This window comes from Pseudomonas citri, assembly GCF_025336485.1.
Lineage (GTDB): Bacteria > Pseudomonadota > Gammaproteobacteria > Pseudomonadales > Pseudomonadaceae > Aquipseudomonas > Aquipseudomonas citri.
On sequence record NZ_JAODAB010000010.1, the window covers coordinates 127,723 to 141,324 of the forward strand.

Here is a 13,602-nt window from a genome sequence, read left to right on the forward strand (position 1 = left end):
TTATGCGTATTGATGATGTCGCGTTCAAATCGAAAGAGTTGGGTTTCTACACGTATTTCCCGCAAGTGCGCTCGGCGTGCGGCCGGGACATGACGCTGCTGGATGGCCGGACGATGCTGAATTTTGCATCGTGCGACTATCTGGGGCTTTCCAATCACCCGCGCATGAAAGAGTCGGCCATTTCCGCCATCCAGAAGTACGGCTCGAACATTGGCGGACCAATGATTTTCAGTGGATTCACCGAGTACCACGAGCGTCTGCAGCAGCGCTACAGCGAGCTGTATACCGGGCGCACCGCGTTGATGTTCACCACCTCCTACCAGGCGAACTTCGGCGTTATTCCATTGGCGGCTGAACGCGCCGACCTGATTCTGCTGGACAAGCTGTCCCACGTTTCCATCTGGGACGGGGTGAAGTTATCGGGCAGCCCCTTCAGGGCCTACAGTCACGCCAACGTCGAAATGTTGGAGCAATTGGTCCTGCTGAATCTGGACAAGAAAATCCTGATCGTGACCGACGGGGTGTTCTCGGCGGACGGCGATGTCGCCGATCTCGAGAAAATCACCCGCTTGAAGCAGCTCCATCCGGCGCTGGAAATCTACATCGACGACGCGCATGGCGTTGGCATGTTGGGCAACAGCGGCCAAGGGGCCTGCGAAGCGGCCGGGGTGCTCTCGGACATCGACTACATTGTCGGCACCATGAGCAAGGCGTTCGGCTCATCGGGCGGCTTCGTGGTGTTCAAGGACGAGGAGTTCGCGGAAAAAGTCAGGTTCCGATGCCCGACCTACAATGCTTCGCGCTCCGTTTCGCCAGGCGTTGCCTCGGCGTCCTGCACTGCGCTGGAAATCAATGCCGCGGAAGGGAGCGTGCGCCGGGCCGGACTCGCTGAACTCACTCGCTACACCCATGAGCAAATCGACGCGCTTGGTGTCGACAAGCTTTATTCGAAAACAGCGGTGATTCCGGTGGTGTTCAAGGACCCGATGGAAGCTGCACGAGTCAACGCCGGGTTGGTTGAGAAAGGGATCATGGGGTCGTTGTTCGTGCCGCCGTTCGTGCCGAAACACCAGTCCAGGATCAGGTTGTGCCTGACTTACAACCACACCCGGAGCGATGTGGACTATTGCATCGATGCGCTGCGCCAAGTCATTTGAACGGACGAAAAACGAAATGATTCAAGTGGGTTCGGCGCTGTTAAGTATCGTTCTTTTCTACTTCATGCTATGCAAGGGATTGGGGCTGCTGGTCATCAACCGAGGGGTGCGCGTCAATTACACGAGAAAGGTCGGGCACTTTGCGATGTTCATGCTGCCCAGTCTGTTTTTTGCGTTGTTCAATATCCAGGACACCCATGAACGGCTGCTGCTCTCGGCACTGTCCACCGCCATCCTGTTCTTTGCCATGTGTGGCTGGTCACGCCGTCGGTCGCTGACTGCGCAACATATGTTCGCCAGTATTGACCGGCCAGAAGACGCGCCGAACACGCTGTCCTGGTTGGTGAGCCAGACGGTTGCGGGCTTGTTGGTGTTGTGGGTGACGCAATATATCTGGCTGGCCATCGGCATCCCGGTGGAACTGCTCTACATCACGATCCTGGCGACGACGTTTGGTGATGGCCTGGCAGAGCCTGTCGGTATCAGGTTTGGAAAACATGAGTACACGACCAAAGGTTTTTTTGTCGACAAGACATTCAAAAGAACCCTTGAAGGCTCGGCCACCGTGTTTGTGATGTCGATGCTGTTTTGCGTGTTGTTCAAGGATTACTTCTCGGGGCTTCAGTTCGTACTGCTGTGCGCGCTTTTCCCTCTTGCAATGACTTTGACCGAAGCTAAGTCTCCTCACACATGGGATACGCCGTTCTTGTTCATGGTCGGCAATGCCATTGTCACCGGTGTCTATTTACTGTGATTTATTTGATACGCCACGCCACCCCCCTGGTTGACTACGGACGCTGCGGTGCTGTCTCGGCCAAGGTGCTGCTGGATGAGTACAACCAGACTTCGTCGATCGACGAGGCCGAAATTGCCGAGTTCCTGAGCCGTGCGGAGTTGTCCGGGCCGCTGATGACGCCAGGGCTGAATATCATTTCATCGCCGATCAATCGAGCCTATGCAACAGCCTGCCGGCTGTTCGATGCCGGACGTATCCGGCAAGACAACCGATTGAAGGAATTCGACCTGCGGCTGGGTCGCGTGCCTTTGTTGAAGATGGGCTTGAGGCAATGGTTCGCCTTGCATCGTGTGCTTTGGCTGATGGGTATTTCGTTGGGGGCGGCATCCCGAAGATCGGAACACCTGCGTGCCGTGGGGGTGGCCGATGAGCTTTATACCGCGTGCACTACGACCGGGGAGACCACGGTCGTGGTCTCCCACGGCATGTTCCTGAGGACTGTGCGCAAGACGTTGCAAAAACAGGGCATGCAGTTCCGTACGGTGTATCGCTCGGGGTGTTTTACGGTTGAGGCTTTAGCGCCAGGAAAGGGATGACTGACAGGTGAAGAAGGTACTGCTTTTAGGCGCCAGTGGTTTCATAGGGCAGGGTGTCTACGAAACCCTCAGGCAGGAACAAGACCTGCGGGTTACCCGTCACTCGCGTTCGCCAAAGGCGGGTTTTGCGGTGTGCGAGGTCGGTTCGAGGGCGTTTATCGAACTGGTCAAAGACCACGATTTCATTGTCAATTGCACGGGCATAGGCCTCAGTCGCCTGGGGACGAGCAGCGCCAATAACGAGACACTGACCCAACAGATAATGGCGTCCATCCGCGTCGGCGCGCTCGATAAGAAAAACCTGTTCCATCTGAGCAGCGTCAAGGCCTATAACCCGGAGAAAAGGCAGGACGCGTACGCGGACGACAAATGGGCGGCCGAGCAGGTTATTCGTGCCAATGACCACAAAGTGCAGGGCGTTATCCTACGGGTGCCGACGGTACTGGGCCGCCACGATAAAAACCTGCTGCCGATGATTTCGATGTGCAAATTGAAGTTATTGCCATTGGTCAGCAGCGAACTTCCAGCCTTGCACGTCATTGGCGTGGAGAGCATTGCCCGATCCATCCTCCAATGGCTCTCACGTCCTCCTGAGCGGATCTTGCAGACCTGCTATCTGCTGAGCGACGACACGGTTACCTATAACGATCTGGTCGACGAGGTGTACCGCCGGCTCCAGGGCGCCGAAGGCCGGGCGAGGTTACGCACGGTAAGAGTGCGCACACTGTTCAGGATCTACAAGGTGCTGTCTTTCGTCGATGCCTTCAGGCGCCAGCGCAAGTTGTTTCCCTGGGCGCGCTTCAATGACTTGTTCGTATACCCCTGGCGGGTCGAAAAGGATGTCAGGGTGATCATGACCCGTTCAACGTTATCGGTATTGGTGGGGGCTTATTTTGAAAACGTTCAGGATTGATGTCGCCGCCAGTTTACTGGTGCCGGTCGCATGCGCTTCCTGGGTGCTGTATGCCTGCACGGGGTTTGCGTTGTTCCAGTCAGTCGTCATGGCCGCCATCCTGCTCGCCGCGGAGTTTTATTTCCTGCGCGAAACCGACAGCGGCAGCCAATTCGACAAAGGCCTGAAAAGTGGCTTCATGGTGTCGTGCGCCATCGCGATCGTCATGCTGCTCCAGTTACTGACGCGCAGCGATGCGATGCTGCAACTGGCCGGATCGCTGCTGATCCTTTGCGGCATCGGCCTTCGAGCCCATGGAAAGATCATATTGGGACGGCACTTTTCCCATTCGCTGCGGGTGCTGGATGACCATGAATTGATCCGCGCGGGCGCCTTCCGCTACATCCGCCACCCGGCCTATTTCGGCACGCTGCTCATTGTGACCGGATTCAGTTTGTACGCCAGCGTATACGCGGCGGCGATCATCTTCGCCGTTGCACTGGCATTGATTCTTAAACGGGTCGACGGCGAAGAAAAAATGTTGGTCGGTTTTTTTGGCGAATCCTACGTTCGTTATCAGGCCGACAGTTTCAAGGTCATTCCTTTCATTATTTGATTGCGTCATTCCAGGAGGTCTCATGACTCACGTTCACGAAGCAAAAATCAAGGAAATCGTTTCCCAGGTCTTGGGAGTCAACGCCGAGGAAATCCAGAACCACAAGGACTTCATCGAAGCCTATGGCGCCGACTCGATGTCGGGGATAGAAATCCTCGCCGGCATCGAAGGTGCGTTCCAGGTGCGGGTCGATGAAGCCTACATCCCCAGGATCACCAGTGTGGAATCGATACTCTCGTTTATCGACAAGACCCTTGAGGCTGAGTGTGCATGAACAGCTCCGGTAAGGGCACAAGGGTGGTGGTGACGGGCCTGGGGCCGGTCAGCCCGATCGGGGTCGGAAAAGAGGCTTTTTTCCATGCCTTGAAAACGGGGGTGAATGGCACCGTGCCGCTGTCGAAAATCGACACGCAGCGCTTCGAAAGAAAGTACGGCTGCGAGGTGAAAGGCCCCATCGCTGAATGGGTCGCTGATTTCGATGCGTTCGCCGAATCGGGCACGCCGAGTCATTTTGCCCTGGCTGCCACCGGGCTCGCCCTTGCCGATGCCGGGATCGAGCGGGCCGCGATTGCTGGCCAGCGGGTCAATTGCTACTTCGGCACGACTTATGGTGAGTCCAACCTGATCGACGACATGGTCACGGCCATGGCGCAGCCCCAACCAGGCCGGCATGCGTCCCTGGGGCGCACGTTTGCTTCCGAGATCAGTCGAGACGTCGCGAGATCGATAGGTTCCACCGGCGAGGCCGTGACGATTGGCAATGCCTGCTCGGCCAGTAATGCCGCGTTGATCTTCGGCTACGAGGCCATCCAGGCGGGTGACTGCGAGCTGGCCATCTGCGGTGGGAGCGATGCGGTGTATAAGGCGACCTTCGCGACGTTCCATCGCCTGGGCAGCATGACCGACAAGGACTGCACGCCGTTCAACGCCGGTCGCAAGGGTGTCCTGACCTCCGAAGGCGGCAGCGCGCTGGTGCTCGAAAGTTACGAGCGGGCCATTCGCCGTGGGGCACACATTTATGCAGAAGTGCTCGGCTTCGCGATGAATTGCGATGCGGACCACATGGTGAGGCTCAATCACCACAGCGTTGGCGACTGCATGAAGGCGGCACTTGTAAACGCCAGCGTCCTGCCCGGGACGGTGGGTTATATCTGTGCCCACGGCACCGGTACGGCAGCCAATGACAATAACGAGTACAAGGCCATCGAAGCGGTCTTTGGCCATTCACCGCCACCGGTCAGTTCGATCAAGTCCATGATGGGGCATAGCATGGGCGCGGCGGCGGGTTTCGGTGCCATCGCCTGCATGCTTGCCCTCAGCGAAGGGTTACCGCCGACGATCAACGTGAGCGAGCAGGATCCTGAAATACCCATCGACGTGGTTTGCGAGGGTTTCAGGGCCGGAAAAGTCGACGTGGTCATCAACAATGCCTTCGCTTTTGGCGGAAATAATTCAATCCTGGTATTCGGTAATCTCAAATGAGCAATGACGCTATCGTTGCACTGGCCGTAAACGATTGGGTCATGTTGCAGATGCCCGGCGCATTCGAGCAAGGGGGCACGGAGTTGCATCATGGGCTGGCGCCCCGGTGGAACCTGACGGCGGGCGAACTGGTGCCCAGCCGGGAGTTGAAAAATTTCGATCGACAGTCCCTGTTGCTATTGGCGGCGATGTCGTTGATCGAGGATGCCAACCAGGGGGAATCCCTGGCGCGCGCGGCCGTCATTGGCGGCACGTCCAACGGTTCGATCGATACCGTCATCCAGTTGATCAAGGAATCGAACGAAAGTCGTTTTGCATTCCAGGTCAATCCGGCACAGATCCCCAATACCGTCATAAACTCCTCGGTGGGGCAGTTGGCGATCAAATACGGCATCAAGGGTGCCAACGTTTCGCTTTGCGCCAAGGAGTTGAGCTTCTACAGCGCGATGGTGCAAGGGCTGAGATTCGCCAGGCGCGGGGACTGCGAGCGGATCTACGCGACAGCCATGGAAACCTTCAGTGGGGAATTCGGTACCCTGTATGCCGACAGCCACGAGCTGGACGCGGCAGAACGAATCGATACCGCCGCGATTTTCAGTTTCCGAACTTGTTCCGACTCGCAAACACCGGGGCCGGTGGTCAGGTCCTGCGTTACCGGGCGTTTGTTCTCCACGAGCGGCGCCAGCCTGGGCGACCTGATACTCACGTTCGCGGCGGGTAATGGGGTGGAGCCTGATAGACTCGGTCGGATCAGCGTGTCGGCAGCGGATTCGTGGCGGGCCGCCCTGGACGATCTCGGCCAGGCATTCGGGGAGAAACTCGATGTCCTGGAGCGGACGAAAGCGTTGAGCCTGTCCCTGGTCGGCGCCTACCAACTCGCCGACTTGGCACAGTCCGTCAAGGCCGGCGATGTTGGGGTAATGGCGTGTGTCGATGAGGAAGGCTTCTATGGCATCGCATTGGTGGGGTGTAGCGAAGCCCAGGCCGGTGCTGCCAAGGGTTCAAGTGATTCAGGCAAGGTAGGGTGACGTATGATTCTGGTAGTGAGATGGCTGTTGGTCGGGCTGTTCATCGTCCTGAGCTTCCCTTTTTTATGTGTGTTCATGTTGATCAATCCGAAGAAGAATCGGAACCTGCACGTCGCCTGCCGCGCCTATTCGGTGATCAATCGAATATTTTCGGTTCGTGTCGCTGTCAGGGGCTTCAACACGATTGCCGAGGGCAAGCCATATATCTATGTGGCCAACCATCAATGCAACTATGACGTGATGATCGTTGCCGAGGCGCTCAAGCCAGGCACGGTCATTGTCGGGAAGGAATCGCTCAAGTGGTTGCCCTTGGTGGGGCAACTGTACTGGCTGACCGGCAGCCTGTTCATTGACCGAAGCAATCCGCGGGCCTCTATCCAGAGCATGCGCAAGGTGGCCAGGAATGTCGCGGCCAACAATACGTCCCTCTGGATTTTCCCTGAAGGCACCCGGAACAACGGCGGGAACATGTTGCCTTTCAAGAGCGGCGCGTTCCGACTCGCCAAGGATATGGGAGTGGGGATCGTTCCCGTGACGATCTGCTCCGCTGTCAGGGATGTTGCCTACAATTCATTACGCGCCACTGACGTCAGCATCGTCGCTCACCCGCCCATCGAGGCGGATGTCGTGGCAAGCATGAGTAGCAAGGACCTGGCGAGCCACGCGCGCGAGATCATCAGTAACATGATCCCGATCGTTTGAGCCAGCGGCTCACACGGCATCCTGTCCAGGCGCGGTGTACGGGTCGTTCCGTCGCTCCGCCACCAGCAACAACGACTGCGGCGCGGGGCTCTGCGGATGTTGCGGTTCCTGCAGGCCCGCCAGTTGAAAGCCGGCCATGTCCAACGCATTGAGCCAACTGGACAAGGTGCGAAAATACCAGGGCATGGGATGCCACTGCCCCTGGACCCCGCTGAACGTCTCTTCTCGCCAGCCATCCTGATAGTCACCCGCCGCCACGCTCCATGGATGCAGCGTCTGGATCACCAGGGCGCCGCCAGGGCAGAGCAGGGCACCCACGGCGCTGAGCAACGGGATAATGTCCTGGTGCAGTAAAGAGAAATTGGCGCAGACCAGATTGTAGTCGCGACCAATGTCCACATTCCTGTCCACCAAGGCTTCATAGCTCGCCAGGTGCACCGGCGAGCAGCCAGAAGCCCGGGCTGCGTCGACCAGCGTCGCTTCGCCATCCACGCCGACCGTCTCGATGCCTCGCTCAGCCAGCGCCCGCAACAGCCAGCCTTCGCCGCAGCCGAGGTCGAGCACGCGTTCGGGCTGGCGGCTCAACGCCGCGAGCAGGATGGCCTGGTCCGTGACCTTTTGACGGCTTTCAATGCTGGCACTGCGCACGGCTTCGATCCAGGATCGGGCGTTGTGGTGCCAGCTTTGCCGGAGAGTGGCTTCAGACGCCGACATGTTCGTTGTTCCATCGTGGTGGCTTGCGTCAAGGATAGGTCAACGCGCCGGGTCGATGATCAAAGTGGACGATCGAGAAACAACAGGCGTGCCGCCAGCGCGGTCATGACCCCGGCGAAACCATAGGTTCCGAGGCGCCTGGAGAGTGTGCTGCCGATCCGTTTCCTTCTCAGCAGCCCGGCGCAGACACCGAGCAGGGTATGGAAGACCAGCGCGATCAGCGCCAGCAACGCGCCGAGGAATACCAGCTGAAGGCTGACGTTTCCGCGCGATACGCTGACGAATTGCGGCAAAAACACCATGAAGAACAGCAACGCCTTGGGGTTCAAGAGGCTGTTGAGGGCGCCACGGGCGAAAATCTTCCAGAGCGATGCCAACGGCGGTTCAGCGCCCGGCGCCACGCCAGGGGATTTGAGCGCTTGCCAGGCGAGCCACAGCAGATACGCGGCCCCGGCCAGGCGCAATATTTCGAACGCCGGTGCCCAGCTCATCACAAGGGCGCCAATCCCGGCGCTGACCATGAGGGTCATCAGCACATCGGCGAACGTAATGCCCAGGGCGGCGGCCAGGCCGGCACGCCAACCGTAGGTCAGTGCATGGCTGGTGACGAACGCCATGTTGGGCCCGGGAACGATGAGCAACAGCAGGGCGGCGACAACGAACAAGTACAGATTGGCTGCATCGGGCATGGCATCACCTCATGGGTCGAGCCATGACAGTAGGCCAATGGTCGCGCGGGCGGTAGCAACAGTCAGGCTTGATCTGACAGCAACAGTCAGGTGCTCTTCATGCAGTTGGCTTTAGAGTCGTAACGCTGGCGCCTGTACTTTGACACTATCGCGATGAAGTACCGTTTGTCGCTACACTGCGGCCCTTGAATTACAGCAAGGAAGCGGTCGATGCGTTCACTGATCAAGAGTGTGTTGCTTTCCACGTGCCTGGCGGCCCCGGCCATGGCCGAACCTTTATCGTTTGCGGTCAATGATCGCAGTGGCCAGTACCTGGTCGAAGTGGTGTTCCCGGATCCGCCACAAGACCGGAAGCAACTGGCGCAAGCGTTCATGACCGTGCGCGACAACAAGACACGCGAGGTCCTGCAGCAATTGCAGACCCCGGCCGGCAACATGGCGGTAGATCGTAACGGCAAGGCCGACGCCTGGTTGCTCGGGCCCTTCAGCCTGTTGTACTTCGATGATTTCAACTTCGACGGTCGCCTGGACCTGGCGATTCGTAACGGCAGCGATCCGGTGGCCAGCTACAAGCCGAAGTTCGACGTCTATCTCCAGACACCAGCACCACAGAAAGCCCAATGGATTCTCAACCAGCCCCTGACGGACCTGGCGAGAGAGACCACCAGCGGAATGTTCTCCGTCAGCCCGCTGGACGGCATCCTGCTTTCGCAAGTCGACCGTGAATGTTGCTGGACGCGCACCACCCAATGGCAAATGCGCGGCGATGAGCTGGTGCGGCTGCATGCGTCCACCCAGGAAGAAGTCCAGCCGAGCGAGCCGGGCGAAAACTCCAGCATGCCCCGCGGCTATAGTCTGCGTACCACGGGCGAATGGAAGGACGGGCAATGGCATGAACAGCCCAGCCTGGAAGGACCGGTCTACGAGGATCCGCAGATGTTCAGCGGCACCCTCAACGCCAAGATTCCGGTCGATGTCTGGTATCAGGAACAGGGCGCGGTCATCATCGGCGAAGTGCGCTATACCCGCGGCGGCAGCGGCAAGCCGATCAAGCTGGTGGGCTCCCGGGACGACAGTGACGAGACGGCCATTACCCTTTACGAATACGCCGACGATGGTCGCCAGACCGGTATCTGGCGCCTCGCCCGGCAGCAAGTCGAACCCTACGACTACACCGGTACGTGGGTCAGTGGCGCCAATAGTGACGAAGGCGGATTGGCGGTCCGGTTGCACACTGCCGAGCGCGAACCGGACGCCGAGAAGATCGACGGCGTCGCCCGGGACCAACGCAGCGGTCACTACCAGATGCGCCAGGACGCCCTGGGGCGCGACGGCGACCTGGACTTGAAGATCCTGCCCGAGCGTGATGCCAACGGTAAGGAACTGGCTGAATTCACCGTGACCCTGAAAGGTATCGTCACCGAACATCACGTCGTGCCGATGGAGACCGATAACCTGATCATCGTGCGAGCGCCGCAAGCGCCCGAGAAAAACGGGCCGTACCACATCCAGCTGGTAAACAACTTCGCGGTGATCAACTACAACACCGCGCCGAACGCCCAGGACATGCTGACGGGGATGTACGTCAAGCAACCTTGAGAACGATCTTCTTGTAGAGTGGGGCGCCAGTCGCCCCCTGACATTGCAACCGCCGTCAGGCCATCCAGCTCTTCAAGCCCCACAAAATCCCCATCCCGACCCCCAGCGTGAGCAATGCACTGCGGGTTCGCCAAGCCACCAGGGCGGCGAGGAGCGCTGCTGGAATCTGCGGATTGTGCCAGTCGAACACTGCGGGCCTATCCTGGTAAACCACCGCTGGCAGCACCAGTGCGGCCAACACGCTCGCCGGCACATACAGCAGGGCCCGCCTGAGCAACGGCGGGATACGCAACACCCCGTAGAGTTCGATGAAAGACAGGCGGATCGCGAAGGTGCCTGCGCCGATCAACGCGAACAGGCCCCACTGGGCGAGCTCACTCATGATGCCTCCTGATCGATGTCGTTGTGGCGTGCAAGACGAGCGGTCTGCTGAAAGTGCTCGACGGTCAGTCCCGTGACAATCCCTCCCAGGGAGGCGGTCAGCATGCCCAGGTTGTAGGGCAAGTCGATGGCCAGCAGCGCCAGCGCACCTCCTGCCAGCGCCGCACAAAGGGTCGCTGCGTTACGGATGCTGGGGACCAGCAGCGCCAGGAACGACAGGGGGATAGCAAAGCTCAATGACCAGGATTCGGGAATCCGTGCCCCCAGCAGTATTCCCGCGAGCACCGATAGATTCCAGCCGATCCACAAGGTGACCGCTGCCCCGGCGTAATACGGAAAGGCGAATCGCCCCAGCTCGCCGGAACCCAGTTTCAGGCTGCAAAGTGCGAAAGCCTGGTCCGACAACATGTACGAAAGCGGCCAGGTCTTGCGGCGAGGCAGACGTTGCAGGTAAGGCGCCAGGGAGGCGCTGTACATCAGGAAGCGCAGGTTGATAACCAGTGCCGTGACCACCATCGTGATAGGCAGCGCAGCATTTTGCATCAATTGCAGGACGGCGATCTGCGCCGACCCGGAATAGAAAAACAGCGTCATGCCCATGATGGTCGTCGGTGACATTCCCATCTCGACAGCTGTGACGCCGGCAATCAAGCCGAAGGGAATGATCCCGGTGGCGAACGGCAGAACGCCGCGCGCACTGTCCATGAACGCATGGGTCGCGTTTCGATATGGCATTTGATTTCCTTGGCAGTTCCAGGCTGTTGTTGCGCTCGGCCTCAACAGCGACGCCAGGTCAAAATAATGCGCCCGCCCGGTGGGAACAACGCTAGATTTCTGGAATATTAGGCCTAGAAAAACTGAGGCTCATGCCATGCTCCTGGACTCACCGATCCGCCACACCTTGCAACTCAATGCGCTGCGCGCCTTCGAAGCATCGGCCCGGCTTGGCGGTTTCGCCCGGGCAGCCGATGAACTGAAGGTGACGCCTGGGGCCATCGCGGCACAGGTCAAGTTGCTGGAAAACCAGTATGGTGCGGCGTTGTTCGAGCGTCATGCCAAGGGAGTCAGGCTTACGGCGCTGGGCGAGAGCATGAAGGAGCAATTTATCGAGGCGTTCGATGCCGTAGAGGAGGCCGCCCGAACGCTGCGGCGGCTATCGGCACCGCAGCGAGTGCATATCGTCACTTCGCCGGCGCTGGCCGAGTTATGGATCGGGCCGCGCCTGCCACGTCTCACCGAGCTTTTGGCGCCGATCGAGATCTCGGTCACGGCGGTCGATGAACCACCCAACCTCAAACGCAGCCCATTCGACCTCTGCCTGTTCTACACCGCACAGTTGGAACGCGGGCAACGCATGCTCGCCGTTGAAGAGGTGCTACCGGTCTGCGTGCCTGCGCTGGCCGCGCAAATCAAACATCCGGGTGATCTGGCCAATGTCCGTTGCATCGCCGATGTGGTGTGGAACGACTGGGAGGTCTGGACGCGCTCGGCGATGCCCGGCGAGAAGTTCGTCGCCCGTGGCCCGGGTTTTTCGCTGTACTCCATTGCTGTACAGCAGGCCTTGCTGGCGGCTGGGGTATTGATTGGGCGTCGCAGCCTGGTCCAGCGCTACCTGGACACGGGCGAACTGGTTGCGCCTATCGATCAAGCGGTTCCGCTGGGCATGATCATCGCAGCCTGGCAGTCGCCCGGAGCCAGGGGCAACCGCGTGGTGGCGGCGGTGGAAGAAGCGTTGATGCAACTGGCGTAGTGCAGTGTTGCGATCCATATTGAGATTCGCCGCAACGCAGCGAACCTGGATCTTCCCACAACAAGGAGCAACACCATGAACCTGCATCGTTTCAAGCGCTACCCACTGACCTTCGGTCCTTCCCCCATCACGCCCTTGAATCGCCTCAGCGCTCACCTGGGCGGCAAGGTTCAGTTGTATGCCAAGCGTGAAGACTGCAACAGCGGCCTGGCCTTTGGCGGGAACAAGACGCGCAAGCTCGAGTACCTGATTCCCGAGGCCATCGACCAGGGTTGCGACACCCTGGTTTCCATCGGCGGTATCCAGTCGAACCAGACCCGCCAGGTCGCCGCCGTCGCCGCTCACCTGGGCATGAAATGCGTGCTGGTGCAGGAAAACTGGGTGAATTATTCCGACGCCGTGTACGACCGCGTGGGCAATATCCAAATGTCGCGCATCATGGGGGCCGATGTGCGCCTGGACGCCGCCGGATTCGACATCGGCATCCGTCCGAGCTGGGAAAAAGCCATGGCCGAGGTGGTGGAGCAGGGTGGAAAACCGTTTCCGATCCCCGCCGGTTGCTCCGAACATCCCTATGGCGGCCTGGGATTCGTCGGGTTTGCCGAGGAAGTGCGTCAGCAGGAACAGGCGCTGGGCTTTACGTTCGACTACATCGTGGTCTGCTCGGTGACCGGCAGCACCCAGGCCGGCATGGTGGTGGGTTTCGCCGCGGACGGAGGCTCGCGCCGGGTCATCGGCATCGATGCCTCGGCCACACCGCAGAAGACCAAGGCGCAGATCCTGCGCATCGCCCGGCACACCGCCGAACTGGTTGACCTGGGCCGCGAGATCACCGAAGAGGATGTCGTTCTTGATACACGTTTCGCGTATCCGGAATATGGCCTGCCCAATGAAGGCACATTGGAAGCCATCCGCCTGTGTGCCCGGCTCGAAGGGGTGCTGACGGATCCGGTGTACGAGGGCAAATCCATGCACGGGATGATCGAAAAGGTCCGCGCGGGTGAGTTCCCCGAAGGTTCCAGGGTCTTGTATGCCCACCTGGGCGGTGTGCCGGCGTTGAATGCCTATAGCTTCCTGTTCCGCAATGGCTGAACCGTCGCGTCCAAGGCAAAGGTGCGGCATTGCTTGACCTTGAACTGGACATCAGTTGATTCACGGTTGTGCCCCTTAAACGTTTAAGCCAGGGGCCAGCCTTTTCGAGGCGCAATGTCAATAAATCTAATGCGAATTATTTGTATTTACTTACAAAAGATAATCGTT

At 59.2% G+C, this 13,602-nt stretch carries 16 protein-coding genes; 12 read left to right on the forward strand and 4 right to left on the reverse strand.

The genetic code is table 11. The features are described from left to right. Positions 1 to 2 precede the first annotated feature (2 nt). From N4Q37_RS13900 to N4Q37_RS13940, 9 genes are read left to right on the forward strand one after another with little or no spacing between them, the layout of a single operon-like run. Entirely contained in the window at positions 3 to 1,157 is a 1,155-nt protein-coding gene (locus tag N4Q37_RS13900; RefSeq protein WP_260958572.1) for an aminotransferase class I/II-fold pyridoxal phosphate-dependent enzyme, read from the forward strand. A 16-nt stretch (positions 1,158 to 1,173) separates the two neighbouring features. Continuing rightward, entirely contained in the window at positions 1,174 to 1,911 is a 738-nt protein-coding gene (locus N4Q37_RS13905) for a hypothetical protein (RefSeq protein ID WP_260958573.1), read from the forward strand. Further along, positions 1,908 to 2,489, forward strand: coding sequence for a histidine phosphatase family protein (locus N4Q37_RS13910; RefSeq protein WP_260958574.1), 582 nt, complete (start codon positions 1,908 to 1,910; stop codon positions 2,487 to 2,489). Before N4Q37_RS13905 ends, N4Q37_RS13910 begins: the two co-directional genes overlap by 4 nt. Positions 2,490 to 2,496: 7 nt before the next feature. After that, positions 2,497 to 3,402 (forward strand): NAD-dependent epimerase/dehydratase family protein, encoded by a 906-nt coding sequence (locus tag N4Q37_RS13915; protein WP_260958575.1) that lies wholly within the window; start codon positions 2,497 to 2,499, stop codon positions 3,400 to 3,402. Beyond that, positions 3,383 to 3,997: a methyltransferase family protein gene (locus N4Q37_RS13920; RefSeq protein ID WP_260958576.1), complete on the forward strand. Its 615-nt coding sequence runs from the start codon at positions 3,383 to 3,385 to the stop codon at positions 3,995 to 3,997. The genes N4Q37_RS13915 and N4Q37_RS13920 overlap by 20 nt, the downstream gene beginning before the upstream one ends. Before the next feature lie 22 nt (positions 3,998 to 4,019). After that, a complete protein-coding gene (locus tag N4Q37_RS13925) occupies positions 4,020 to 4,271 on the forward strand; it encodes an acyl carrier protein (RefSeq protein ID WP_260958577.1) in 252 nt (83 codons plus the stop codon). Beyond that, entirely contained in the window at positions 4,268 to 5,479 is a 1,212-nt protein-coding gene (locus N4Q37_RS13930) for a beta-ketoacyl-[acyl-carrier-protein] synthase family protein (protein ID WP_260958578.1), read from the forward strand. The genes N4Q37_RS13925 and N4Q37_RS13930 overlap by 4 nt, the downstream gene beginning before the upstream one ends. Further along, positions 5,476 to 6,507 (forward strand): beta-ketoacyl synthase N-terminal-like domain-containing protein, encoded by a 1,032-nt coding sequence (locus tag N4Q37_RS13935; protein ID WP_260958579.1) that lies wholly within the window; start codon positions 5,476 to 5,478, stop codon positions 6,505 to 6,507. The genes N4Q37_RS13930 and N4Q37_RS13935 overlap by 4 nt, the downstream gene beginning before the upstream one ends. 3 nt (positions 6,508 to 6,510) lie before the next feature. Further along, positions 6,511 to 7,209 (forward strand): lysophospholipid acyltransferase family protein, encoded by a 699-nt coding sequence (locus N4Q37_RS13940; RefSeq protein ID WP_260958580.1) that lies wholly within the window; start codon positions 6,511 to 6,513, stop codon positions 7,207 to 7,209. A gap of 9 nt (positions 7,210 to 7,218) precedes the next feature. Here N4Q37_RS13940 and N4Q37_RS13945 read toward each other — a convergent pair whose 3' ends face one another. After that, positions 7,219 to 7,923, reverse strand: a complete 705-nt coding sequence (locus N4Q37_RS13945) for a class I SAM-dependent methyltransferase (protein ID WP_260958581.1) — start codon at positions 7,921 to 7,923, stop codon at positions 7,219 to 7,221. A gap of 59 nt (positions 7,924 to 7,982) precedes the next feature. Continuing rightward, positions 7,983 to 8,612 carry a LysE family translocator gene (locus N4Q37_RS13950; protein ID WP_260958582.1) on the reverse strand — a complete coding sequence of 210 codons (630 nt, stop codon included), beginning with the start codon at positions 8,610 to 8,612 and terminating at the stop codon, positions 7,983 to 7,985. Between the two features lie 210 nt (positions 8,613 to 8,822). Here N4Q37_RS13950 and N4Q37_RS13955 point away from each other — a divergent pair, with 210 nt between their 5' ends. After that, positions 8,823 to 10,211 carry an XAC2610-related protein gene (locus tag N4Q37_RS13955; protein ID WP_260958583.1) on the forward strand — a complete coding sequence of 463 codons (1,389 nt, stop codon included), beginning with the start codon at positions 8,823 to 8,825 and terminating at the stop codon, positions 10,209 to 10,211. A 55-nt stretch (positions 10,212 to 10,266) separates the two neighbouring features. On the opposite strand, the gene N4Q37_RS13960 is transcribed toward N4Q37_RS13955, so the two are convergent. Next, the gene (locus tag N4Q37_RS13960; protein WP_260958584.1) at positions 10,267 to 10,593 is read right to left on the reverse strand and encodes an AzlD domain-containing protein; all 327 of its coding nucleotides are present in this window, start codon (positions 10,591 to 10,593) and stop codon (positions 10,267 to 10,269) included. After that, positions 10,590 to 11,327: an AzlC family ABC transporter permease gene (locus N4Q37_RS13965; protein ID WP_260958585.1), complete on the reverse strand. Its 738-nt coding sequence runs from the start codon at positions 11,325 to 11,327 to the stop codon at positions 10,590 to 10,592. Before N4Q37_RS13965 ends, N4Q37_RS13960 begins: the two co-directional genes overlap by 4 nt. A gap of 136 nt (positions 11,328 to 11,463) precedes the next feature. Here N4Q37_RS13965 and N4Q37_RS13970 point away from each other — a divergent pair, with 136 nt between their 5' ends. Beyond that, a complete protein-coding gene (locus N4Q37_RS13970; RefSeq protein ID WP_260958586.1) occupies positions 11,464 to 12,342 on the forward strand; it encodes a LysR family transcriptional regulator in 879 nt (292 codons plus the stop codon). A 75-nt stretch (positions 12,343 to 12,417) separates the two neighbouring features. Next, complete coding sequence (locus N4Q37_RS13975) at positions 12,418 to 13,434, forward strand: 1-aminocyclopropane-1-carboxylate deaminase (RefSeq protein WP_260958587.1); 1,017 nt, start codon at positions 12,418 to 12,420, stop codon at positions 13,432 to 13,434. Positions 13,435 to 13,602 lie beyond the last annotated feature (168 nt).

Excerpts from the sequence above, each read along its gene's own strand:
- N4Q37_RS13975 (WP_260958587.1), top strand. The coding sequence starts at position 12,418 with ATGAACCTGCATCGTTTCAAGCGCTACCCACTGACCTTCGGTCCTTCC.
- N4Q37_RS13950 (WP_260958582.1), bottom strand. The coding sequence starts at position 8,612 with ATGCCCGATGCAGCCAATCTGTACTTGTTCGTTGTCGCCGCCCTGCTG.
- N4Q37_RS13940 (WP_260958580.1), top strand. The coding sequence starts at position 6,511 with ATGATTCTGGTAGTGAGATGGCTGTTGGTCGGGCTGTTCATCGTCCTG.
- N4Q37_RS13935 (WP_260958579.1), top strand. The coding sequence starts at position 5,476 with ATGAGCAATGACGCTATCGTTGCACTGGCCGTAAACGATTGGGTCATG.
- N4Q37_RS13900 (WP_260958572.1), top strand. The coding sequence starts at position 3 with ATGCGTATTGATGATGTCGCGTTCAAATCGAAAGAGTTGGGTTTCTAC.
- N4Q37_RS13905 (WP_260958573.1), top strand. The coding sequence starts at position 1,174 with ATGATTCAAGTGGGTTCGGCGCTGTTAAGTATCGTTCTTTTCTACTTC.
- N4Q37_RS13970 (WP_260958586.1), top strand. The coding sequence starts at position 11,464 with ATGCTCCTGGACTCACCGATCCGCCACACCTTGCAACTCAATGCGCTG.
- N4Q37_RS13930 (WP_260958578.1), top strand. The coding sequence starts at position 4,268 with ATGAACAGCTCCGGTAAGGGCACAAGGGTGGTGGTGACGGGCCTGGGG.
- N4Q37_RS13965 (WP_260958585.1), bottom strand. The coding sequence starts at position 11,327 with ATGCCATATCGAAACGCGACCCATGCGTTCATGGACAGTGCGCGCGGC.
- N4Q37_RS13925 (WP_260958577.1), top strand. The coding sequence starts at position 4,020 with ATGACTCACGTTCACGAAGCAAAAATCAAGGAAATCGTTTCCCAGGTC.
- N4Q37_RS13955 (WP_260958583.1), top strand. The coding sequence starts at position 8,823 with ATGCGTTCACTGATCAAGAGTGTGTTGCTTTCCACGTGCCTGGCGGCC.
- N4Q37_RS13945 (WP_260958581.1), bottom strand. The coding sequence starts at position 7,923 with ATGTCGGCGTCTGAAGCCACTCTCCGGCAAAGCTGGCACCACAACGCC.
- N4Q37_RS13960 (WP_260958584.1), bottom strand. The coding sequence starts at position 10,593 with ATGAGTGAGCTCGCCCAGTGGGGCCTGTTCGCGTTGATCGGCGCAGGC.